Genomic DNA, 23,627 nt, shown 5'->3' on the forward strand with positions numbered 1-23,627 from the left:
CGCGCTCACCGCAGCTTCAGCGTGGCGAGGCCGGCGAGCGCCAGGATGACCGCGATGATCCAGAACCGGATCACCACCTGGGCCTCCTTCCAGCCCTTCTGCTCGAAATGGTGATGGATCGGCGCCATGCGGAAGACGCGCTTGCCCGTGAGCTTGAACGAGGCGACCTGGATGATCACCGACATCATCTCGAGGACGAACAGGCCGCCGACGATGGCGAGCACGATCTCGTGCTTGGTCGCCACGGCGATGGTGCCGAGCAGGCCGCCCAGCGCCAGGGAGCCGGTATCGCCCATGAAGACCTGCGCCGGGGGCGCGTTGAACCACAGGAAGCCCAGGCCCGCCCCGATCACCGCACCGCAGATCACCGCGAGTTCGCCGCTGTCGCGCACGTAGTTGACCTGCAGGTAGCCGGCCGTGAAGACGTTGCCGACGAGGTAGGCGATCACTCCGAAGGTGCCGCAGGCGATCATCACGGGCACGATGGCGAGGCCGTCGAGCCCATCGGTCATGTTCACGGCGTTGCCCGCGCCGACGATGACGAAGGCGGCGAACAGCACGTAGAACCAGCCGAGGTTGATCAGGGCGTCCTTGAAGACCGGGAAGGCGAGGTGGTTCTGGAGCGAGGTCGGGGAGTAGACCGCGATCACGGTGCAGGCGGCGATGGCGATCGCCGCTTCCAGGATGAGCCGGAACCGGCCGGAGAAGCCCTTGTGCGACTGCTTCGTCACCTTGAGGTAGTCGTCGTAGAAGCCGATCGCGCCAAAGCCCAGGGTCACCGCCAGCACGGTCCAGACGTAGTGGTTGCGCGGGTTGGCCCACAGCAGGATCGCCACCACGACGCCCGCCAGGATCATCAGGCCGCCCATGGTCGGCGTGCCGCGCTTGGTCAGCAGGTGCGATTGCGGCCCGTCCTCGCGGATCGGCTGGCCCTTGCCCTGGCGCAGGCGCAGGGACGAGATGATCAACGGTCCGAACCAGAACACGAACAGGCCCGCCGTGAACAGCGCGCCGCCCGTGCGGAAGGTGATGTAGCGAAAGACGTTGAGGGCCGAGAGCGTACCGCTCAGGTCCGACAGGAGATACAGCATCCAGGACTCGATCGCGGCGGTTTGAGGTCGACGGGAGACCGGACTCCGGCAAGGCCGCCCGCCCCGCCGAAGCAACGCTCGAACCGTCGTTCCGGACGACTCAGCGTGGCTGGGGGTTCGCGTAGCGGGCTTTGAGGGCTTCGACAATCCGGCCCATGCGGATGCTGTTGGAGCCCTTCACCATCACGACGTCGCCGGGACGGACGAACCCGAGCAGCGGATCGACGAGGTCGGCCGACGTCGCGGCCGCGAGCCCGCGCCGGGACATCGGCAGGGCCTCGAACAGGTGGCGCATCAGCGGCCCGGCTGTGAAGACGTGGTCGATCCCGCCCGCCTCGACCGCATCGGCTAGGGCGCGATGGTGCTCCTCGCCGGCCTGGCCCAGTTCGAGCATGTCGCCGAGCACCGCGATCCGGCGCCCGCGCGGACCGGTCTCGACGGTGGCCAGGGTGCTGAGCGCCGCCCGGATCGAGGCGGGATTGGCGTTGTAGCTCTCGTCGATGAGGAAGGCCTCGCCCGCGTCGAAGGCCAGGGCGGTGCGCTCGCCGCGCCCCACCGGCGGCTTCAGGCTCGCCAGCGAAAGGGCGGCCAGGGCGAGGTCCGCCCCGAGGGCGTGGACGACCGCCATGACGCCCAGGGAGTTCATGGCCACGTGCCGGCCCGGCGTGCCGATCTGGTAGGTCACGGGCGTGCCCATCACCTGCGCCTCCACCACCGACAGGTCGGGGCGGACGACAATGCGCGAGGCCCTGACATCGGCCTGCGCGTGCTCGCCGAAGCTCACGACCCGGCCCGCCTGCGAGGCGAGGGCGTGGGCCAGCAGGCGCGGATAGGCCGGGTTGTCCCGGTTGAGGATCGCGACACCGCCGGGGACGAGGCCGGAGAAGATCTCCCCCTTGGCGTCGGCGATGGCCGAGAGCGAGGCGAAATGCTCGATGTGCACCGGCTCCACCGTGGTCACCAGGGCGACGTCGGGCCGGACCATGGCGGTGAGGGGCACGATCTCGCCCCCGTGGTTCATGCCGACCTCGAACACGCCGTAGGCGGCGGACGCCGGCATCCGGACGAGGGTGAGGGGTACGCCCCAATGGTTGTTGTAGGAGGCGACCGAGGCGTGGGTCTCGCCCTGCGCCGACAGGACGTGGCGCAGGGCCTCCTTGGTGCCGGTCTTGCCCACCGAGCCGGTGACGGCGACGATCCTGGCGGCGGTGCGCCGGCGCGCTTCCACCCCCAACGCGCGCATGGCGGCGAGGACCGGATCGGCGCCGGTGCCAGCGACGGACAGGACCGCCCCGGCCCCGGCGAATTCCTCGGCACGGCTCGCGTCGACGACGGCCATCCCGGCACCCTGCGCCAATGCGGCACGCACGAAATCGTGACCGTCCCGGGCTTCTCCGGCAATGGCGAAGAAGAGGTCGCCGGGCTGGAGGGTGCGGGTGTCGATGGAGGCCCCGGTGACGGGCTTGGCATGCCCGTGGACGGTTCCGCCGGTGGCGGCGGTGAGGGCTTCGGGAGTCCAGAGGGGAGACGCGTTCACCAAGCCCGTCCTTGTCCTTCACCGGGGTACCCAACGGCCTCGTCACGGACCGAGGCGGCATCGGCAAGAGCCGGTTCCGGAGCGTTGCGAGCGACATCGCGTTGGATGAGCTCGCGAATAGAACGCCCGTGGGACATGCCGCGCGCCTTGGCACGCAGCTTGACGGCAGCGAGAAGCGACTCCGGGACCCGAAGATCGACCTGAGCGGCCTTGCGCGCCGCCGCAAAGTCGACGGGCTTGAAGTGAGAGACATCGAGATCGGACAGGTCGTTCTCCAGGAACGCTTCCGCCTCCGCGTCGCTCTCAAACTCCGGAACTCGCCTCATATCTCGCAGCCTCCCCGGCGTGCATGTAGCGGGCACTCAGCGGCCGGATGGTTCGGCCACGCAAGGTAGAAGACGACGAGGAGCGGTCGTCCCTCGGCATTGCGTCCCGTGGCCGGAAGCCGCTGCTCCGTCTGCGAATGCTTCACATCCGGACCAACGCGTGGCGAGCCGCGAAGCGGCGCTTCGATCTCGCCGATGCTGACCCCGTGCTTCTCGCACTTCGCTCGATGGCCGTCATCCCATTCGAATTTCGGAGTCATCGTCATCGGTCGAGCCGCAAAGGGCCCTGAAGCAGAGCCCCTTCGAACGGTGGAGGCCGGGCCGTTTCCTGGCCCCCCGCCGCCACCCGGCTCAACTCGACCGGGCTGCGATCGCCGCCCGGAGCACGTCGTGGTCCGAGAACGGCAGCACCTGCGCGCCCACGATCTGGCCGGTCTCGTGGCCCTTGCCGGCCACCACCAGCACGTCGCCGGGCCGCAGACCCTGTACGGCCGTCCGGATCGCCGCCGCGCGGTCGCCGATCTCCACGGCGCCCGGTGCCGCCGCCAGGATCGCGGCGCGGATGGCGGTGGGGTCCTCGGTGCGCGGGTTGTCGTCGGTGACGACGACGGCGTCGGCGAGCCGGGCCGCGATCGCTCCCATCAGGGGGCGCTTGCCTGTATCGCGGTCGCCGCCGCAGCCGAAGACGCAGACGAGGCGTCCCGTCGCGAAGGGACGAAGGGCGGTGAGGACGCTCTCCAGGGCCTCGGGCTTGTGGGCGTAATCCACGAGGCAGAGCGCGCCGTCGACTTCGCCGATCCGCTCCATCCGGCCGGGCACGCCCACGAGATGCTCCAGACTCGCAAAGATTGCCGACGCCCGGTCCGCGCCGACGGCCGCCAGGACCAGCCCAGCCGCGAGCAGGGCGTTCTCCACCTGGAACGCGCCCACCAGCGGCAGACGGACGACGTGCTCGATGCCGGCATGCGAGACGGCGAGCACCTGCGCGAACCCCTCGGTCCGCGCGTCGAGGAGCCGGATGGTGTCGCCGGCGCGTCCCGTGGTCATGACCTCGTGACCGGCCGCGGCGGCGGCGGAGATCGCCCGCTCGGCATAGGGACCGTCGGCGTTGACGACGGCTGGGCGACCCCTCGGCAGAAGCGTCGTGAACAGCCGCAGCTTGGCGTCGAGGTACTCCTCGACGGTGGCGTGATAGTCGAGGTGGTCACGCCCCAGGTTGGTGAATCCCGCCACCGTCAGCCCGACCCCGTCGAGCCGGCGCTGCGCGATCCCGTGCGAGGAGGCCTCCATGGCCAGGTGCGTGATGCCGTCGTCCGCCAGCCGCGCCAGGGTCTCGTGGAGGGAGACGGGATCCGGGGTGGTCAGCGAGCCGTATTCGGCGCCGCGGTCGGTGACGATCCCCACGGTGCCAAGGCTGGCCGAGGCGAAGCCGAGACGCGACAGGATCTGGCGGACGAAGTCGGCCACCGAGCTCTTGCCGCTGGTGCCCGTTACCGCGATGACGGTCCCGGGCTGGCGAGCGGAGAACCGCGCCGCGGCCAGCGCCAGGGCGCGGTGCGCGTCGTCGACCGAAATCCAGAGGGCCCCGGGCGGCAGGTCGCCGGGGGCGGCTCCCTCGCCGACCACCGCGATGGCGCCCGCCGCCACCGCCTTGGCGGTGAAGGCTTTCCCGTCGACGCGGGTGCCGGGCACCGCCACGAAGACGCCGCCGGGAACGACCCGGCGGCTGTCGGCGGTGATGCCGCCGACGATCCGTTGCGCAGCCGCCCCGCCGTCGATCCCCGGAAAGAGGTCCTTGAGCGTCGGCCCGCTCATCGGGCGTCCAGCTGGGTGGCGTGGTAGGCGCCGAGCTTGACCATCAGCGGGAACGGCTTGACCGGCGGCTCGAACTGCGGCGGCAGGCCGAGGATGGGGGCGACGCGCTCGATCACCCGGCCCGTGACGACGCCCGAGTTCCAGGCGGCGGTGGCGTAGCCGCCCGATTCCGGCAGGCCCTGCGGCTCGTCCATGAGGGTGACGAACAGGTATTTCGGCTTGTCCATGGGGGCGGCCGCCATGAAGGTGGTGAACAGACGGTTCTTCACGTAGCGCCCGTTGATCACCTTTTCAGCCGTCCCGGTCTTGCCGCCCACGTAGTACAGCGGGATCGAGGCCTTGCGCGCCGAGCCTTCGACGGCATTGAGGCGCATGATGAAGCGCATCGCCTCGCTGGTCTGGGGCGAGAGGACGCGGGTCGCCTTGGCCCGCGCCGTCGGCTCGTCGGTCTTCAGGAACGTCGGGGTGATGAGGTCGCCGCCGTTGGTGATCGCCGCCACCGCGGCCGCGGCCTGCAGCGGGGCGACGGCGAGCCCGTGCCCGAAGGCGATGGTGATGGTGTTGATCTCGGTCCAGCGCGGCGGCACGATCGGCGCCGCGCTTTCGGGCAACTCGGTGCGCAGGCGGTCGAGGAGGCCCATCTTCTTGAGGAAGGCCCTGTGGCCGGGCACGCCGACGCCGAGCGCCATCTTGGCCGAGCCGATGTTGGACGAATGGGTGAACACCTCCGGCATCGTGATGGTGCGGTTGGTGCCGTGGTATTCGTGGATGACCGACTTGCCGTAGCGCAGCACGCCGCCGCGGGTGTCGAAGGTCGAGTTGACGTTGTACTTGCCGGAATCGAGGGCCATGGCGAGGGTCATCGCCTTGAAGGTCGAGCCCATCTCGTAGACGCCGACGTTCATGCGGTTGATGCGGTCGTCGGTCAGCGCGTCGACCGGGTTGTTCGGGTCGAAGTCCGGCAGCGACACGAGGGCGATGACCTCGCCGGTGTTGACGTCCATGATCATGGAGGCGCCGGCCTTGGCCTTGAAGTGCTCGACGCCCTTGGCGAGTTCGTCGCGCACCGCGAACTGGGCGCGCAGGTCCACCGAGAGCTGGACGGGCTTGAGGTCGGTGGCCTTGGCCACGAAACCGAGGCTGTTGAGGTCCTTCAGCCCCGTGGAGTCGATGTACTTCTCCATGCCGGCGATGCCGATGTTGTCGAGGTTGGTCACGCCCAGGATGTGGGCCGCCGCGTTGCCGTTAGGATAGACCCGCTTGTGGTCGGGCAGGAAGCCGACGCCGGGAATGCCTAAGCGATGGACCTCGGCCTGCTGCTTGGGCGTGATCTCGCGCTTGACCCAGACGAAGCCCTTCTTCGTCGAGAGCTTCGCGCGCAGGTCGGTGGCGTTGAGGTCCGGCAGCACGGCGGTGAGGAGTTCCACCGCCTCGTCCTTGTCGTAGATGTTGCGCGGCTCTGCGAAGACCGAGACCGTGCGGATGTCGGTGGCCAGGATCTCGCCGTTGCGGTCGATGATGTCGGGCCGGATCGCGGTGGTGGCCGCCGCGGCGACGCGGCGCTCGCCGCTGTCGGGCTCGGGAAAGGCCGCCATCGAGACGAGGCGTGCGGCGATGGCCAGGAACACCACGGTGAACCCGAGGCCCACCAGGCCGACCCGGGTGTAGGACCGCTCGATGGCGAGGCGGAACATCGAGCGGGCGAGGGTCATCGCCGGATGGACCGCGGGCGCGGGCGCCGGAGCGGGCTCGGCCTCGACCGGCAGCGGATCGGTCGCAGCGGCGTCGTCGGGGGGGATCTGGGACACGGGACTACCTCGAGGCCGTCGTGGGCGTGCGGGTCGAGATGGTGCGGGTCGCCGGTGCTCCGATCGACCCGGTGGTGCGCGGTTCGTCGCCGCGCTTGGCCGTCTTTTCCTTCGGCGTCGCCGTGGCGGTGGCCGAGAGGAGGCGGCCGATCTCATCGCCGCGGTCGACCCGCGCCGGGAGGTCGGCCAGGCGCCCGAGATGGGACACGCCGATCGGCTCGAGGCCGAGATGGCGTTCCACCGCCGCCTGCAGCCGGTCGGGCCGGGTCAGGAGCTGCCATTCGGCCCGCAGCACCGCGATGGCCTGACGCTCCTTGTGCAGCTGAGTCTTGGCCTTCGAGACCTGGGCCGATTGGTAGAGCGTGTCGTACTTGATCGAGTAGGCGTAGATCGCCGAGCCGATCAGGCCCACCACCGCGAGAAGGTTGAGCAGGCGGATCATCGGCGTCCTCCCCGTCCCTTGGCGGCCCGTTCCGGCAGGCTGGCCAGGGCCTCGATGGCGGCGAGCGGCGGCGGCGCGGGCGCGCTCGTGCGTTCGCCCGAACGCAGCTTGGCCGACCGCGCGCGCGGGTTGGCGTCGACCTCGGCCCGGCCCGGCAGGACCGCCCCCTTGGTCGCGAGCGCGAAGCTCGCGGTCGGGGCCGCCTCCAGGCTGGGCCGATGGCGGGAGCCCTGGGCGGCGCGACCGCCGCGGATGGTGAAGAACTGCTTGACGATGCGGTCTTCGAGGGAATGGAACGTCACCACGGCGAGATGCCCGCCCGGCTTCAGGATCCGCTCGGCCGCATGCAGGGCCTGGACGAGCTCGCCGAGCTCGTCGTTGACCGCGATGCGCAGGCCCTGGAACGTCCGGGTCGCGGGATGGATGCCGGCGGCGGGATCGACGTGGACCACGCCGGACACGAGGTCGGCCAGAGCCGCGGTGGTGGTGATCGGGCCGGCCTTGCGGGCCTCGACGATGGCCCGGGCGACGACCCGCGCGCGGCGTTCCTCGCCGTAGTGATAGATGATGTCGGCGAGATCAGCCTCGTCGGCTTCGTTGACGATGTCGGCCGCTGTCGGCCCCGACAGCGCCATGCGCATGTCGAGGGGACCGTCCTGCCGGAACGAGAATCCGCGTTCCGCCCGGTCGATCTGCATCGAGGAGACGCCGATATCGAGGACGACCGCGTCCACCGCCGCGATGCCCTGCGCGGCGACGAGGGTGTCGAGGGTGCCGAACCGGCCCTCCGACAGGATGAGGCGCCCTTGCGCGGACGCGACGAGATCGGCGCCGGCGGCAATGGCGGTGGGGTCGCGATCGATGCCGAGCACCGTGAGGCCGGGCGCGGCGGCGAGCATCGCCGTGGTGTAGCCGCCCGCCCCGAAGGTGGCGTCGACGGCGACGCCGTGCGCGGGCAGTTTCAGCGCCGCGACGACCTCGGACAGCAGGACGGGAACGTGGGGAGCGCCGCCGGCGGGGCGCTCGCTGCGGTCGCGGTGTCGGGTCATGGCGATGCCGCGTGAGGGGCTGCGAACGGGCCGGCGACGACGGGCCGGCACGCATCGCCCGCGGCCGGGTGCGTCCGCCGATCGATCACGCGCCGCTGACGGGGTGGTGGCGGGTACCATGGGCCTCTGAGCATCGTCAAACCGACCGGCCGCGATGAACGGCCCGTCCGGGATCAGACCCCAGCAAGGTTAACCGAGCGTAAGTTTTTGGCGCGAAACGCGTCCTTCGCACACCGGCTCAAGGCGCGGGGCTCAACGCCCGGGAACGGGCGGCAGGGCCTGGAACGGATCGCATGCCGCTACGCCGAGGGGGGCAAAATGTCGGATGTGGCAGGCGCCAGCCGGAACGATAGGCGGATCAGCCGGCCTATAAGCCGGGTTCTGTAGGGCCCGGAAGCGAGCTTCCGGACGTGGCGGCCATTCCTCTGGGACGGTCGTCACCGACCGCCTCGAGCAACCAACCCGGGCGATCTGGCCTGGAGAGAGGGCCTGCCCTTCCCCTGTCGGGGAGAGGCGCGTCGCCCCTATTCGGTCTTGCTCCCGGTGGGGTTTGCCGTGCCGTCCGCGTTGCCGCGTCCGCGGTGCGCTCTTACCGCACCCTTTCACCCTTACCCTGACTACAGGGCGGTCTGCTCTCTGTGGCACTGTCCCTGGGGTCGCCCCCGCCGGACGTTATCCGGCACCGTCTCTCCATGGAGCCCGGACTTTCCTCCCCGGTTCGCACCGGAGCGGCCGCCCGGCCGACTGATCCGGCGCGGGTGTGCGCCGCGCCGGATCGAAAGGTCAAGCGCGGCTACCAGCTTCCGGTGTTTTCCATCGACGCCCACGGCTCCTGCGGCGGCTTGGCCTCACCCTTCTGCAGGATCTCGATGGAGATGCCGTCGGGCGACTTCACGAAAGCCATGTAGCCGTCGCGGGGCGGCCGGTTGATGGTGACGCCCTTGTCCTTCAGGCGTGCACAGAAGGCGTAGATGTCGTCGACCTGATAGGCCAGATGCCCGAAGTTGCGCCCGCCCGAATAGGTCTCCGGGTCCCAGTTGTAGGTGAGTTCCACGAGGGGGGCCTTGGTCTCCTTGGCGGTCTCGTAGTCGCCGGGGGCCGCGAGGAAGACGAGGGTGAAGCGACCCTTCTCGTTCTCGATACGGCGCGTCTCCTTCAGGCCGAAGGTCTCGACGTAGAAGGCGAGCGCCTTGTCGAGATCCGCGACGCGGACCATCGTGTGCAGGTATTCCATTGTCTGTCCCATCTTCCGGTGATGCCGGGGTATCTGGTCCGGAGCCTGCGCATCGTCAACGCCGCGCGACCGCGCCGGCCTGGGCGCGCGGGCGCCGTACGAACGCGACGGCGCCCCCGACCAGACATCCGGCGAGGTAGGCATCGAGGCAGAGCGCCACGATCTCGATCCAGAACCCGGGCCGCCCCGCCACCGGCCCGACGAGCGCGAGCCCGGTGAGCACGGCCGCGCCCAGGGCCAGGCCGGCGGCCGCGAGTCCCGCGCCGCGTTCACGCGGCAAGCCGGTGAGGGCGCCCACCAGGACGCCGAGGGCGAGGGCGGCCAAGACGGCCGGCCAGAGGAGCGTCAGAATCAGTGCCAAGGGAGCGTCCTTGCGGTGTCGCGCGGTGGGGGGCTCGGGGGCACCCTCAGGAATCGAGGCTAAAGCCGATGCCCTGCTGCGCCGGGCGGGTCGCGCCGGCGGCGGTCACGGCATCGTCCGGAATCCCGGCCTTGAGCAGGTAGTCGACGACGGCCGTGGCGCGCTGGCGCGGCAGCTCCGCCTCCGGCACCGCTTCGGCCACGACGGCCTTCGCCGGGGCGGGGTTCGGCGACGAGGATTTCTTCGAGGTTTCCTTCGCGGGCTTCGACGGCGCGGACTGTGACGGCGCGGACTGCGACGGCGCGGGCTTGGGCGCCGTCGGTTTGGGCGTCGTCGGTTTGGGCGCGGGCACCGTCGCCGGTGCCGCGGAGGCGGCCGCATCCACCGCCGGCTTCGTGGAGGGATCGGCGGTGGCCTTGTCGCTGGAAGCCTCAACGACCGTCGTCTCGGCGGGGGCCGCCGCCACGGGCTTGGCGCCGGGCGGATCGCCGTGCCCGGCCACCGAAATCTTCAGGGTCGGGCAGGTTTTGGCGAGCGTCGCCAGCGCGTCGAGGACAGGATAGAACTCGGGACGCAGGGCCACGCTCCCCGGCGCGAACCGCAGGGCCGATCCCTGCGCGGCCTGCGCGAACAGGGTGCGACAGCTGTCGGGATCGGTCAGCACCGGCCCCTCGGGTGCCTTGATCGCTGCCTCGGCCCGCCAGCCGGCGGGGACCTTGCGCGGCAGGTCCGCGGCCAGGCGCGCGGCGCTCTCGCGATAGAGGCTGTCGCCGACGAGGGTCAGGGCCCGATCGGTGATCGCGACCCGGCCGCTGGCGAGCAGCGACAGGCCGCCGACGCCGGCATCGACCGCCGCGGCGAGGTCGGCCGGGGCGCCCTGCGCGATGCGCAGCTTGTCGACGATGCGCTCCTGGAAGAAGCGCGGTCGCAGGCTCGCGAGCACCCGGGCCCGGGTCGCCTCGTCGGGGACATGGCCGCTGAGGGTGACGATCTCGCGCTCGCGCCGGACGAGGACGCGGTAAGGGGCGAGGGGCTTGGTCTCCAACGCGAGCGCCCCGGCCTCGACGCCAGTCGGGCGCTTATTCTTCACGAACGCCTCGATCTCGCCCACCGCCTGCGCGTCGATGGCCGCCCCCGAGACCGAGAGCCGTGAACCGGCGAAGGTCACGGTTCCGTCCTGGACGAGGTCCGCCAGGCCGAACACGGCATCCATCAGTGCGGCCGGGTCGATGGCCGCACCGAGCCCGCGCGCGGTCTGCATCCGGTCGTCGACGGGCAGTCCGCCCGCGATCTCGGCGGCACGGGCGAGGATCGCAGACCGCGCCGTCTCCGAGACCACGTTGCCGGTGAGCACCACGCCGTCGGCGGACCGTGCGACGGCCACGCGAAAATCCTCGATCCTCGGCGGCAGGATCTCGATGGTGCCGAGGCTGAACCCCTCCGGCGGATGGGCGAGCGCCAGCCGCAGGGCATCGTAGGCGGCGATGGTGGCCGCCTCGCCCTTGAAGGACAGGATGGTGTCGGTCAGCGTCACCACACCGCCGGGGTTGAGGGCGCCGAGTTGCTCGACGGCATAGGCGGAGGCGGCGGGGAACTCCGGTGGCGCCCCCCGGGCCGAGGTCGCCTCGTCCTTCAACGTCGTCTGGGGCGGCATGTCGGGGGCGAGGCGCGTGGCCAGGGCCAAAGGTCCGATCTCGGCCGGGCGATTGCCCGACAGGTCGATCCGGTCGGGCGCGGCCCGGGTGGCCGTCCAGACGAAGGGCGAGGCCTCCTCGACGAGGCCGAGCGGGCCGACCACGTGGCGCAGGCCCGGCAGGCGCTGCAGGCGGGCCAGGGCATCGGCCCGAAGCTCCGGGTTGGGCGCTTCGCCCTTCACCACCACGTCGCGGCCGCGCGTCGTGATCAGCAGCCAGGGCTCGGCGCCGCCCTCCTCCGTGGCGGTGGCCACGGCCCTCGCCGAGGCCTTGAGGCGGCGCTCGAGGCTCGGCAGGCCCAGGGCGCCGGCGAGGCCGACGACCGCCGCCAGGGCCGGCAGGCCGGCCGACCAGCCGAAGCGTCGCAGATGAGCGAACGGCACGACGTTACCTCGATGGAAAAGCGGACCCGGGGCCCGCGGTGACCGAGACGCTGACGCCATTTCCGCGGCAGCATGAAGGCCGTCGCGACGCTCAACCGGCCTGCGCGTCGCGCTCCATCTCCAAGGCGAGCCAGCGGTCCTCCGACGCGACCAAGGCGGCCTCCGCATCGGCGATCGCGGCCGAGGCCTTGGCGAAGCGGGCCGGATCGCGGGCGTAGAGTTCCGGATCGGCGAGAACCCGGCGCAGCTTGCCGATGTCGGATTCGAGCTTGGCGATCCGCTCCGGCAGGGTCTTCAGCTCGTGCTGGTCCTTGAAGTTGAGCTTCGTCCGGGCCGCCTTGGCCGGTTCCACCTTCGTCGTCTCCGGCGCGCGGTCGGCCTTCGCCCTGGGGCCGGTGACGGCCTTTCGCGCCTCCACGCCCTGCCCGCGCTGGGCGATCATGTCGGTGTAGCCGCCGGCGTATTCCGCCCAGACCCCCTCCCCTTCGCTGACGAGGACGCTGCCGACCACCCGGTCGAGGAAGTCGCGGTCGTGGCTGACCAGGATCAGGGTGCCGGAATAGTCGCCCAGCATCTCCTGGAGCAGGTCGAGGGTCTCGAGGTCGAGGTCGTTGGTAGGCTCGTCGAGGACGAGGAGGTTGGCCGGCTGCGCCAGGGCGCGGGCGATCAGGAGGCGGTTGCGCTCGCCGCCCGAGAGCACCCGCACCGGGGTGCGGGCCTGCTCGGGCGCGAACAGGAAGTCCTTGAGGTAGCCGACCACGTGGCGGCTGACGCCGCCCACGGTGACGGTATCGCCGCTGCCGCCGGTGAGGACCTCGGTGACGGTCATTGCCGGATCGAGGACGGCCCGGGCCTGGTCGAGCAGCATCATCTTGAGGTTGGTGCCGAGCTGGACGGAGCCGGAGTCCGGGGGAAGCTGGCCGGTCAGCAGGTTGATGAGCGTGGTCTTGCCGGCGCCGTTGGCGCCGACGATGCCGAGCCGGTCGCCGCGCATCACCCGGATCGAGAGATCGTCGACGATGGTGCGCGGGCCGTAGGCCTTGGCCGCGTTCTTGGCCTCGATCACCAGTGCGCCGGAGCTCTCGGCCTCCGTCGAGGTCATGGTGGCGGTGCCCACCGGCCGCCGGTCCTCGCGTCGGTCCTTGCGCAGGGCGTGGAGGTTGCCCAGCCGGCGCACGTTGCGCTTGCGACGGGCGGTGACGCCGTAGCGCAACCAGTGCTCCTCGTCGGCGATCTTGCGGTCGAGCTTGTGCCGGTCGCGCTCCTCCTCCTCGAAGAAGGCGTCGCGCCATGTCTCGAAGCTGGAAAACCCCTGCTCGATCCGCCGCGTCACGCCGCGATCGAGCCAGACCGTGGTGCGCGAGAGCGCCGATAGGAAGCGGCGATCGTGGCTGATGAGGACGAGGGCGCCGCGCACCCCCTTGAGCTCGGCCTCGAGCCATTCGATGGCGGGCAGGTCGAGATGGTTGGTCGGCTCGTCGAGGAGCAGGATGTCGGGTTCCGGCGCCAGCGCCTGCGCCAGGGCGACCCGACGCCCCTCGCCGCCCGAAAGGCTGCGCGGGTTCTCCGCCCCCGTCATCCCGAGGCTCTCGAGCATGTAGCGCGCGCGGTAGGCGTCGTCGCCGCTGGTGAGGCCCGCCTCGACGAAGGAAAGCGTGGTCTCGAACCCTGAGAAATCCGGCTCCTGGGCGAGGTAGCGGATCGTCGTCCCGGGCTGGACGAAGCGCACGCCCCTGTCGGGTTCCAGCAGTCCGGCCGCGATCTTGAGCAGCGTCGACTTGCCGGAGCCGTTGCGGCCCACGAGGCAGGTGCGCTCGCCCGGGGAGATCGCGAGTTCGCCGCGCTCGATCAACGGCGTGCCGCCGAAGGTGAGCGCGACGTCTTGGAGGGTGAGGAGGGGGGGAGAAGCCATGGGCCGGCTTATGGCAGCGCCGGCCCGCGCAAACAAATCCTCCCGTCCGCTCCCGCCCTACATCGTCGGGTTTGCGGGACCCGTCGGCGAGGGGTCGGGACCGATATCGGGACCGATGCCCGGATCGTTGAGCGGAATCTCGGTGGGCTGGAAACCCGGCGCTTCGACGGGCGAGTTCCCGGGGATCTCCGGGGACGGCCCGGGCTCGGGCGTGGTCGGCGTCTCGTAGGGGGTCTCGGGGACCGGAGCCGGCGGGACCGGGGTCTCCGGGATCGGCGTGGGGTTCGACATGGAGCGACTGTCCTCGGGACGAGACGGGGAACGTGAACGGGTGGCGACGAAGCTCGGTTCCCGCCTACTTCTTCGTGAGAAGAAGGGTGCCCTTGTTGCCCAGCGTCTTCTGGAGTTTTTGCGCGAACAGCGACAGCAGCAGCGGCAGCCGTACCTCGATGCGCACGGTCTGCGGTTTGACGTCGACCTGGCCGTTCACCTTCTGGCCCATGGCGGCCACGGCGAAGGCGAGGGTATCCTCGGTCCAGGCCATCGTCTCCACGGCGATGCCCGCCTTCTTGAAGGTGCTGTCGAGGCCTCCGACCCCGTCCGCGATGCGGCGCCGGGCCTCGGCGAGGCCCAGTTCATGCGGGATTTCGACGATCAGGGGTTTCGACATCGCGCGCTCGGGCTCCAATTAGCTGGCCCCGAGATGGGGGACGGCCGACGCCGTGACAACGCCGGCCGAGCCCGATCGTAACCTCAGTCGACGACGGCGAGCGCAACGCGGCTGACGCCGCCGATGCCCAGCGCCCGGGCCGGGCCGCGGGCGAGATCGATGATGCGGCCGCGCACGAAGGGACCGCGGTCGTTGATGCGGACGACGACGCTGCGCCCGTTGCGGACGTTCTTGACCTGAACACGGGTTCCGAAGGGCAGCGAGCGATGGGCCGCCGTCATGCCGTTGGGATTGAAGCGTTCCCCGTTGGCGGTGCGAGCGCCCGATCCGTACCACGAGGCGGCACCGCTCTGCGCGGCGGCCGGTTGGGCGAGGGTGGCGAGGGCGGCGGCGGTTCCGGTGACGACGACGATCCGACGAGCAGACTTGATGTTCACACGCAGTCCTTTGCGCTGTTGCAGAGGCGGCGCAAAATGAATTTGATCGGGGCCAAAATAAGACGCCACGATTATGGCAGATCATGCCGTGATTTAAGCAAATTTAAACACATTCCGATTTTCAAATCACAACAAGTATTATCGTCGGGTGATTTCTATACCGCTGCCATTGTAACGACGATCCGCGACTGTCGTCGCCGGTATTCGGCGCCTCGAAAGCGAGCACGGTCGCGTCGGGCATCCCTTCCCCCCTGGAACCCCGGATCTGCGTTGCCGCGCCATGGGCGATCGCCGGAAGTACCGGCCATGTGCAGGGTGCGGTGATCGGAACCGACATCGCTCGGTCCAAGGCCCAATCCGGTATTCAGCGCCATGCATAAATCGCGGGGTCTTCGATCATTTCTGTATTGACGGATGGCGAATACTGGCGAGCCGCCTGTATCACGTCGGCGTGATACGGTGGTGAAATGGCGGTTTAGCCTCGACCCGGCAAAATTTGCCGCTCCAAAGCGAGACGTATTTTTCTCGACCCGGCAACCCGACCTTTACCTTAACGGCCGCATGGTCCGGTTGTCAGTCGCGTAACCGGTGTTTGCCATGGCTTCCCCGCGTACCGCGGTTGCCGGCACCGCCGCCCGGAAAAGTGTCTCGCGTACCGGGCGGCTCGTGTCGGCGCCGCGGATGGGTCTCGTACCCTCCGTTCGCCTCCCCCTCGACGAAATCCTCATCGGCGATTGCATCGCCGCCATGAACGCCTTGCCGCCGGCGAGCGTCGACTGCGTCTTCGCCGACCCGCCCTACAACCTCCAGCTCGGAGAGGGCTCGCTGCTGCGCCCCGACCAGAGCCGCGTCGATGCCGTCGACGATGCCTGGGACCAGTTTTCGAGCTTCGCTCAATACGACGCCTTCACCCGCGCCTGGCTCACCGCCGCCCGCCGGGTGATGAAGCCGAACGCCACGCTGTGGGTGATCGGCTCCTACCACAACATCTTTCGCGTGGGCGGCGCCCTCCAGGACCTCGGGTTCTGGATCCTCAACGACATCGTCTGGCGGAAAGCCAACCCGATGCCGAACTTCCGCGGCAAGCGCTTCACCAACGCCCACGAGACCCTGATCTGGGCCTCCCGCTCGGCGGAGTCGAAGGGCTACACCTTCCATTACGAGGCGCTCAAGGGCGGCAACGACGACGTCCAGATGCGCTCTGACTGGTTCATCCCGCTCTGCACCGGCGATGAGCGCCTGAAGGGCGCCGACGGGCTCAAGGTGCATCCGACCCAGAAGCCGGAGGCGCTTCTGGCCCGCACCATCCTGTCGGCGACCAACCCCGGCGACGTCATCCTCGACCCGTTCTTCGGCACCGGCACCACCGGAGCCGTCGCCAAGCGGCTGGGGCGCCGCTTCATCGGGATCGAGCGCGAGACGGTCTACGCCGAGGCGGCCCGCGCCCGCATCGATGCGGTCGAACCCTTGTCGACGGCCGCCCTGCTGGTGGCGCCGACCAAGCGCGCCGAGCCGCGTGTCGCCTTCCTGAGCGTCATCGAGGCCGGGCACATCCGCGCCGGCGAGACGCTCACCGACGCCCGCGGCCGCCATGCCGCCCTGGTCCGCCCCGACGGTACCCTGGCCGCCGGCCCCGCCACCGGATCGATCCACAAGATCGGCGCCCTGGTGCAGGGCCTGCCCGCCTGCAACGGTTGGGATTTCTGGCACGCCACCCGCAACGGCAAGCCCGTCCTCATCGACGTGTTCCGCGGCAAGATGCGCGCGGCGATGGGCTCGGCGGCCTGATCGCAGCCTCTCGGCCTCGACCGACCGCCACCGGCCACGCCGAGGGATCGCCTCGGCTTCGACGGGGCCGTCGACCGTCCGGGTCAGGCACTTCGTCGTCGGCGCCCCCGACGTCGTGATTGCCCACGAGGTCGGGCACCGCGCGCAGACCCTCTGCCGGCCCACGCTCCAAAAGGCCACCCGCAAGGCGGGGTGCGCCGAGACCGATCCAGGCCGCTCGAACCCGCTCCGCCAAACGCACGGCTCGTCGGCTCTCGTCGACCCGGCTCTCGTGAACTCGGGGCTCGAACGCGGCCCGGTCGATCCCGATGAAGCCGACGTGGTCCGCGCCGCAGTCACGAGCGAACGCTTCTTCGCCGAACGGCCTGCGCCCGCTGATCGACCTCGTTCGTTCCGGCGGCGGAAAACACCGGACGGTCGTGAAACGCACGCTCGTCGCGAACCGGTGTCGGAGAGGGGGATGCCCCGGACCAGAAACCGTTGGAATTAGATTTCATCCGACATCTCAAATGGCGGTGTCGCGCGAGCCTTGCCGGAGGCGACCTCCGGTCGTGCGATTTGCCCCGATGGCAGGCACGCCCTCGCTCGTCGCCGAGCGGAAACACCGATTGACGCCGGCCTATTCCCCGTAATAGATGTCGTACATCATTTTAATGCGACATCGAGACGGCCGCGGGGAGACGGGCAATGGATACGAGATGGGTGCTCGGGCTCACCGGACTGGTCCTTGCCGGATGCTCGCCGGCGGAGACCGCCGTGCCCACGAAGCCGCCGCTGGTCCAGACCGTCGAGGTCGCCCAGGGGACGGGAGGCGTCTCGCGCTACACCGGCGTCATCCGGGCGCGCACGGAGAGCAACCTCGGCTTCCGGGTCGGCGGAAAGATCCTCGAGCGCCTCGTCGATCCGGGCGACCGGGTGAAGCGCGGCCAACCGCTCATGCGCCTCGACCGGACGGATTTCACCCTGGCGTTCACGGCGGCCCGGGCCTCCGTCGAGGCCGCCCGCGCGCAGATGATCCGGGCCAAGGCCGACGAGGAGCGCAGCCGCAAGCTCGTCGGTGACGGCTGGACCTCGAAGCAGACCTACGACCAGAACAAGGCCGCCGCCGACGCGGCCATCGCGCAGTTCGCCAACGCCGAGGCCCAGGCGAGCCAGGTCTCCAACCAGGCCGGGTATTCCGAGCTCCAGGCCGATGCCGACGGCGTCGTCATGGAGGTGCCGTCCGAGCCGGGCCAGGTGGTCGCCGCCGGCCAGACCGTGGTCAAGCTCGCCCGCGACGGGGCTCGCGAGGCGGAAGTGTTCCTGCCCGAGGTGTTCTTGCCCGAGGCGAGCCGGCGCCTGGCGCGGGGGGCGGCCTCGGCGACGCTCTATGCCGAGGGCGGGGCGACCTATCCGGCGCATCTGCGCGAGTTGTCGGCCACCGCCGATCCGGCCACCCGGACCTACCGGGCCCGCTACATCCTGTCGGGGGGCGGCGAGGACGCACCGCTCGGCGCGACCGTGACGCTTCGGCTCCAGGCCGTCGATGCCGGGCGTGCGGCTGCGGTCGAGGTTCCCCTGGCCGCCCTGTTCGATTCCGGGGGCGGCTCGGCGGTCTGGCGCTTCGACGCTGCCACCGGCACCGTCGCCGCGCAGCCCGTCGTCATCGCCCGCCTGTCCGAGGAAAGCGCGCAGGTCGCCTCGGGCCTGAAGCCCGGCGACCGGATCGTCTCGCTCGGCGCCCATCTCCTGAAGGCCGGCCAGAGCGTGCGCCCGGCGCCCGCAACCACGACGGGAGTCGCCCGATGACCGGCTTCAACCTCTCCGCCCTGGCGGTCCGGGAAAGGGCCGTCACGCTGTTCCTGCTGCTCGCCCTGACGGGCGCCGGGTTCTTCGCCTTCCAGAAGCTCGGCCGGGCCGAGGACCCGGCCTTCACCGTGAAGGTGATGGCGGTGTCGGCCGCCTGGCCGGGGGCGACCGCGCAGGAGATGCAGCGCCAGGTCGCCGACCCCCTGGAGAAGCGCCTGCAGGAGCTCGTCTATTACGACCGCGTCGAGACCACGGTGCGGCCCGGCCTCATGCTGATGAAGGTCATCTTCAAGGACAACATGCCGCCGGCCAAGCTCCAGTCGGAGTTCTATCAAGCGCGCAAGAAGCTCTCCGACCAGGGCTCCAGCCTGCCGCGCGGGGTGATGGGCCCGCTGTTCAACGACGAGTTCTCGGACATCTACTTCGCCCTCTACGCCCTCCAGGCCAAGGGCCTGCCGCACCGCCACCTCGTGCCGCGCGCCGAGGACCTGCGCCAGCGCCTGCTGCGCGTGCCCGGCGTCGAGAAGATCAACATCCTGGGCGAGCAGGCCCAGAAGATCTTCGTCGAGATCTCCTACCAGCGCCTCGCCACCCTCGGCATCACCGGCCAGCAGCTGCTGGCGGCGCTGGCCAACCAGAACGACGTGACGCCCGCCGGCTTCGTCGAGGCCGCCGGTCCCCGCATCTACCTTCGCCTCGACGGGGCCATCGACGGCCTCGACGCGATCCGCGACCTGCCAGTGGCGGCCGGCGACCGCAGCCTCAAGCTCGGGGACATCGCCGAGGTCAAGCGCGGCTCCGAGGACCCCAAGTCCTTCGCGATCCGCAACGACGGCGAGCCGGCCCTGATGCTCGGCCTGGTGATGAAGCCCGGCTTCAACGGCCTCAAGCTCGGCGAGGCTCTGAACGCCGAGGAGGTGGCGATCCGTCACGCGCTGGCGACGGGGATCACGTTCACGAAGATCACCGACCAGGCCAAGGTCATCGACGACGCCATCCACGAATTCATGGTGAAGTTCTTCACCGCGCTCGGCGTGGTGATCGTCGTCTCCCTCGTCGCCCTGGGGTTTCGCGTGGGTATCGTCGTGGCGCTCGCCGTGCCCCTGACGCTGTCGGCGGTGTTCGTGGTGATGATGATCACCGGCCGCGACTTCGACCGCATCACGCTCGGCGCCCTCATCATCTCGCTCGGGCTCCTCGTCGACGACGCCATCATCGCCATCGAGATGATGGTGGTGCGGATGGAGGAAGGCGCCGACCGCATCGAGGCGGCGACCCATGCCTGGAGCGCCACCGCCGCGCCGATGCTGACCGGCACGCTGGTGACCATCGCGGGCTTCCTGCCGGTGGGCTTCGCCGCCTCCACGGCCGGCGAGTACGCCGGCAACATCTTCTGGGTGGTGTCGTTCTCGCTGATCGTCTCGTGGTTCGTGGCGGTGACCTTCACGCCGTATCTCGGCGTCAAGCTGCTGCCGAACATCAGGCGCGTGGAAGGCGGCCACGAGGCGATCTACGCCACGAAGACCTACGAGCGCCTGCGCCGCGTCGTGCGGATGTCGGTCGACCACAAGTGGATGGCCGCCGGCGTCATCGTGGCGCTGTTCGCGGGCGCGGTCGTCGCCATGGGCCGTGTCGAGCAGCAGTTCTTCCCGAACTCGGAGCGGGCCGAGCTCATCGTCGAGGTGACCCTGCCGGCGGGCTCCGCCTTCGCCACCACCGAGGCCAGCGTCGCACGCGTCGAGGCGGCCGTGCGCGACCTGCCCGAGGCCGGCGAGATCACCAGCTACATCGGCCAGGGCATGCCGCGCTTCGTCTTGTCCTTCGATCCCGAGCTGCCCGACCCGGCCTTCGCCCAGATCGTGGTGCAGACCGCGGACGCGCAGGCCCGCGACGCCCTGCGCGGCAAAGTCCGAAACCTCGTCGACGAGGGTCGCTTCCCGGAGGCGCGCGTCCGCGTGCTGCAGATCGTGTTCGGCCCGCCGATCCGCTTTCCCGTCGCCTTCCGGGTCGTCGGCCCCGACCTCGACGTCGTCCGCGGCATCGCGGCCGAGGTCCGGGACGTCATGGCGGCCAACGCCGACATGCGCCTCGTCCATCTCGACTGGGGCGACAAGACCCCCAACCTGCACCTCGCCTTCGACCAGGAGCGCCTGCGCCTGATCGGCCTGACGCCGAAGGAGGCCGGACAACAGCTGCAGAGCTACCTCAACGGAACGCCCGCGACCCAGGTCCGCGAGACCCTGCGCTCCGTCGACGTGGTGCTGCGCAGCCCCGGTCCCGAGCGGCGCTCGCTCGGCGAGATCGGCGACCTCACCCTGGCGACGCGGGACGGGCGGCAGGTGCCGGTGTCCCAGGTCGCGCGGCTGGAGACCCGCAGCGAGGATGCGGTGCTCAAGCGCTACAACCGCGAGACCTACATCCGGGTGCAGGGCGACGTGCTCGACGGCAAGCAGCCGCCGGACGTGCACGCGCAGGTCCTCCCCCTGCTCGACCCGACCAGGGCGAAGCTGCCGCCTGGCTACCGCATCGATACGGCCGGCGCCGTGGAGGAGAGCGAGAAGGCGATGATGTCCCTGGTGGCGGTGTTCCCGATCATGCTGATCGTGACGCTGACGGTCATCATGATCCAGGTCCGCTCCTTCACGACGATGGTCATGGTGTTCGCCACCGCGCCGCTCGGCCTCGTCGGGGCGGCGCCGACCCTGCTGCTCTTCCACCAGCCGTTCGGCTTCAACGCGATCCTCGGGCTGATCGCGCTGTCGGGGATCCTGATGCGCAACACCCTGATCCTGGTGGACCAGATCCATCACGACCGGGCGGCGGGCCTGTCCGACTACGACGCCATCGTCGAGTCCACGGTGCGGCGGGCCCGGCCGGTGATCCTCACGGCGGCCGCGGCGATGCTCGCCTTCATCCCGCTCACCCACTCGGTGTTCTGGGGGGCGCTGGCCTACGTGCTCATCGGCGGCGTCGGCGTCGGCACCCTGCTGACCCTGCTGTTCCTGCCGGCCCTCTACGCCCTGTGGTTCCGGGTGGCGCGGGCGCCGGGGGCGGACGTCGTCGCATCGGGCGCCGACGGGATGCCGTTGCCGGCCAGATCCTAGGGCGACCGGGAGGAGATCCATGTCCCTCCCCGAGGGACATCCAAGGATCGCGCGCCGACCGGGCGTGCGGTACGACGACCGGCCTGCGCTCCTGCCCTCCCCCGCAGGCCGGTCGCCTGTCGGTGCCGGCGGCCTTGCGGTGCCGGCGGCCTTGCGGGGAAGGCGGCCTGGCGGGGACGGCTCGAGGGCCGGCCCTTCTTTAGATGACATAGCGCATCTATATGGGTTGTCGGAACGCCGAAGGATCACGCTATGCCGAGAGTTTCGCAGGAGCAGGCCAGGCTCAACCGTCAGCGCGTGGTCGAGGTCGCCGCGTCCCTGTTCCGCGAGCGCGGCCTTCACGGCGTCGGTGTCGCCGACATCATGGCATCCGCCGGCCTGACCCATGGCGGTTTCTATGGCCAGTTCGCCAACAAGGACGCACTGGCAGCCGAAGCGTTCGACGCCGCGGTCGCCGAGGACCGGCGCGGAGCCGTCGACGCCATCCTCGCGAACTATCTCTCCCTCGCGCACGTCCAGACGCCCGGGAAGGGATGTCCCCTGGCGGCCCTGGCCAACGACATTTCGCGGGAAGCCTCCGACAGCCCGGTCCGGACCCGGTTCACCCACGCCGTCGAGCGTCTGGCTGCGATCCTCGCCGACCTGACGCCGAAGGCATCGCGGGAGCGACGCCGGCAGCGCTCCCTCGCGACGCTCTCGACGCTGGTCGGAGCCGTCGTCCTGGCGCGTGCCGTCAACGACGAGGCCTTGGCGAACGATCTCCTCCAGGCGGCGCATGCCGCGGTCGCCCCCCATGCCTCGGTCGCCCCCTGAGGGCCGGCCTCGCAGGGGTGGGGCCGGTCACGCGAGCGACGCCCTGATCGAACCCAGGGCCGCTGACGAGCCCACCGCACCATAATAAATGTTGATGATAACTTATTGATGCCGGTGTCGTCGCTCAGGTCCGTCGGATGCGGGGCGGTCGCCATCGTGGAAGGCGACTGCCGGTTGAGCATGGTCATGCCGTGCGTCGCGCCGCACCGCTTCGGGCCGCGCCGAAGGCTCCGATCGCCGGTGCGACGCTCGCGAATCACAGGGTTCGGGGTCTGCGAGAATCAACCGTGGCTCCTGTCAGGCACAGCGAAGGACGGTGGCGGGCGGAGACTTGGCCATGGGCCGTTCCACGGTTTCCCGTCACGGTTCACGTCGGCGATGGCAACCGCCTCGCTGGCGTGATCCTGCTCCTGGGCCGAGGCTGTGGTGCGGCATGGCGTGCCGCGTAAATTGTGGCTTGAGTTTTATAATTATGACCGTAATGTATTTATCCGGGCGGCAGGAGGGAATGCCGCGTCGGAGGAGAGCCCCGTGAGCCAGAGTTCCATCAAGACCGCCATCGTCACCGGGGCGGCGTCCGGCATCGGACAGGCGACGGCGCAAGCCCTGCGGGCCGCGGGCTACCGCGTCTACGGAACGAGCCGGAAGCCCGCGTCGGACGCCGGTACCGACCTCGGGATGCTGACCTGCGACGTCACCGACGACGCCTCGGTCGCCGCGATGATCGCGACGGTGTCCGGCGGGGCGGGGCGCATCGACCTCCTGGTCAACAACGCCGGCTTCGGCATCAGCGGCGCCGCCGAGGAGTCCTCCATCGAACAGGCTCAGGCGATGTTCGACGTCAACCTGTTCGGCGTCGTCCGTACGATCCGCGCCGTCCTGCCGATCATGCGGGCCCAGAAGGGCGGCCGGATCGTCAACATCAGCTCGGTACAGGGACTGATCCCCGCGCCCTACATGGCGCTGTATGGCGCGAGCAAGCATGCGGTCGAGGGTTACTCCGAGTCGCTGGACCACGAGGTTCGCGGCCAGGGCATCCGGGTGGTACTCGTCGAACCCGCCTTCACGCGCACGGCCTTCGACCGGAACCTGGTCCGGTCCGACAGGCCGCTGGGCGTCTATGACGCCGAGCGCGCCGGACGGGACCGGTTCCTGCGCGAGGTCATGACGACCGCGGACGCCCCCGAGGTCGTGGCGAAGGTCGTCGTGACGGCGGCCACCGCGGCGACGCCCAAGCGCCGCTACACCGCCGGGCCCGTGGCGCGGCGGGTCAGCCTGCTGCGCCGGTTCGTGCCGGCCATGGCCTTCGACAGGAGCTTCAGGAAGCAGATGGGGCTTCCACAGGTCTCGTGAGAGCGGCAGCAATGCGGGATCG

19 protein-coding genes and 1 other RNA gene are annotated in these 23,627 nt (G+C 70.1%); 5 read left to right on the plus strand and 15 right to left on the minus strand.

Features of this window, described 5'->3' with window-relative positions; translation table 11 throughout:
* Positions 1-5: 5 nt before the first annotated feature.
* The 15 genes from mraY to ASF39_RS12775 all read right to left on the minus strand — a co-directional run bounded on the left by mraY (position 6) and on the right by ASF39_RS12775 (position 14,735).
* A complete protein-coding gene (gene mraY / locus ASF39_RS12710) occupies positions 6-1,091 on the minus strand; it encodes a phospho-N-acetylmuramoyl-pentapeptide-transferase (protein WP_055886061.1) in 1,086 nt (361 codons plus the stop codon).
* Positions 1,092-1,191: 100 nt separating this feature from the next.
* Positions 1,192-2,628, minus strand: a complete 1,437-nt coding sequence (locus ASF39_RS12715) for a UDP-N-acetylmuramoylalanyl-D-glutamyl-2,6-diaminopimelate--D-alanyl-D-alanine ligase (RefSeq protein ID WP_056284363.1) — start codon at positions 2,626-2,628, stop codon at positions 1,192-1,194.
* A complete protein-coding gene (locus ASF39_RS12720; protein WP_082494546.1) occupies positions 2,625-2,954 on the minus strand; it encodes a CopG family antitoxin in 330 nt (109 codons plus the stop codon). Before ASF39_RS12720 ends, ASF39_RS12715 begins: the two co-directional genes overlap by 4 nt.
* Before the next feature lie 351 nt (positions 2,955-3,305).
* On the minus strand, positions 3,306-4,769 hold the full coding sequence (locus tag ASF39_RS12725) for a UDP-N-acetylmuramoyl-L-alanyl-D-glutamate--2,6-diaminopimelate ligase (RefSeq protein WP_056284367.1): 1,464 nt from the start codon (positions 4,767-4,769) through the stop codon (positions 3,306-3,308).
* Positions 4,766-6,535: a penicillin-binding protein 2 gene (locus ASF39_RS12730; RefSeq protein WP_244472400.1), complete on the minus strand. Its 1,770-nt coding sequence runs from the start codon at positions 6,533-6,535 to the stop codon at positions 4,766-4,768. The genes ASF39_RS12725 and ASF39_RS12730 overlap by 4 nt, the downstream gene beginning before the upstream one ends.
* 46 nt (positions 6,536-6,581) lie before the next feature.
* Positions 6,582-7,019 (minus strand): hypothetical protein, encoded by a 438-nt coding sequence (locus ASF39_RS12735; protein WP_055886071.1) that lies wholly within the window; start codon positions 7,017-7,019, stop codon positions 6,582-6,584.
* Entirely contained in the window at positions 7,016-8,068 is a 1,053-nt protein-coding gene (gene rsmH, locus ASF39_RS12740; protein ID WP_056284370.1) for a 16S rRNA (cytosine(1402)-N(4))-methyltransferase RsmH, read from the minus strand. The genes ASF39_RS12735 and rsmH overlap by 4 nt, the downstream gene beginning before the upstream one ends.
* 354 nt (positions 8,069-8,422) lie before the next feature.
* An RNA gene (gene rnpB, locus ASF39_RS12825) (RNase P RNA component class A) lies at positions 8,423-8,816 on the minus strand.
* 45 nt (positions 8,817-8,861) lie between these two features.
* Entirely contained in the window at positions 8,862-9,302 is a 441-nt protein-coding gene (locus ASF39_RS12745) for a VOC family protein (RefSeq protein ID WP_055886078.1), read from the minus strand.
* 55 nt (positions 9,303-9,357) lie between these two features.
* Positions 9,358-9,663 carry a hypothetical protein gene (locus ASF39_RS12750; protein ID WP_055886080.1) on the minus strand — a complete coding sequence of 102 codons (306 nt, stop codon included), beginning with the start codon at positions 9,661-9,663 and terminating at the stop codon, positions 9,358-9,360.
* Between the two features lie 46 nt (positions 9,664-9,709).
* Positions 9,710-11,740: a BON domain-containing protein gene (locus tag ASF39_RS12755; protein ID WP_056284371.1), complete on the minus strand. Its 2,031-nt coding sequence runs from the start codon at positions 11,738-11,740 to the stop codon at positions 9,710-9,712.
* A gap of 91 nt (positions 11,741-11,831) precedes the next feature.
* Positions 11,832-13,652, minus strand: a complete 1,821-nt coding sequence (locus ASF39_RS12760; RefSeq protein ID WP_056284374.1) for an ATP-binding cassette domain-containing protein — start codon at positions 13,650-13,652, stop codon at positions 11,832-11,834.
* 57 nt (positions 13,653-13,709) lie between these two features.
* On the minus strand, positions 13,710-13,943 hold the full coding sequence (locus ASF39_RS12765; RefSeq protein WP_056284378.1) for a hypothetical protein: 234 nt from the start codon (positions 13,941-13,943) through the stop codon (positions 13,710-13,712).
* A 64-nt stretch (positions 13,944-14,007) separates the two neighbouring features.
* On the minus strand, positions 14,008-14,322 hold the full coding sequence (locus tag ASF39_RS12770) for a polyhydroxyalkanoic acid system family protein (RefSeq protein WP_055886091.1): 315 nt from the start codon (positions 14,320-14,322) through the stop codon (positions 14,008-14,010).
* 83 nt (positions 14,323-14,405) lie between these two features.
* Positions 14,406-14,735 carry a septal ring lytic transglycosylase RlpA family protein gene (locus tag ASF39_RS12775; protein WP_244472401.1) on the minus strand — a complete coding sequence of 110 codons (330 nt, stop codon included), beginning with the start codon at positions 14,733-14,735 and terminating at the stop codon, positions 14,406-14,408.
* 621 nt (positions 14,736-15,356) lie between these two features.
* Here ASF39_RS12775 and ASF39_RS12780 point away from each other — a divergent pair.
* From ASF39_RS12780 to ASF39_RS12800, 5 genes are all read left to right on the plus strand, one after another.
* A complete protein-coding gene (locus ASF39_RS12780) occupies positions 15,357-16,547 on the plus strand; it encodes a site-specific DNA-methyltransferase (protein WP_200938211.1) in 1,191 nt (396 codons plus the stop codon).
* A gap of 687 nt (positions 16,548-17,234) precedes the next feature.
* Positions 17,235-18,335 carry an efflux RND transporter periplasmic adaptor subunit gene (locus ASF39_RS12785; RefSeq protein WP_056284382.1) on the plus strand — a complete coding sequence of 367 codons (1,101 nt, stop codon included), beginning with the start codon at positions 17,235-17,237 and terminating at the stop codon, positions 18,333-18,335.
* Positions 18,332-21,439: an efflux RND transporter permease subunit gene (locus ASF39_RS12790; protein WP_056284386.1), complete on the plus strand. Its 3,108-nt coding sequence runs from the start codon at positions 18,332-18,334 to the stop codon at positions 21,437-21,439. The genes ASF39_RS12785 and ASF39_RS12790 overlap by 4 nt, the downstream gene beginning before the upstream one ends.
* A 252-nt stretch (positions 21,440-21,691) precedes the next feature.
* On the plus strand, positions 21,692-22,252 hold the full coding sequence (locus tag ASF39_RS12795; protein WP_056284387.1) for a TetR family transcriptional regulator: 561 nt from the start codon (positions 21,692-21,694) through the stop codon (positions 22,250-22,252).
* 531 nt (positions 22,253-22,783) lie between these two features.
* A complete protein-coding gene (locus ASF39_RS12800) occupies positions 22,784-23,605 on the plus strand; it encodes an oxidoreductase (protein ID WP_056284392.1) in 822 nt (273 codons plus the stop codon).
* Positions 23,606-23,627 lie beyond the last annotated feature (22 nt).

Source organism: Methylobacterium sp. Leaf108, from assembly GCF_001423265.1.
GTDB lineage: Bacteria > Pseudomonadota > Alphaproteobacteria > Rhizobiales > Beijerinckiaceae > Methylobacterium.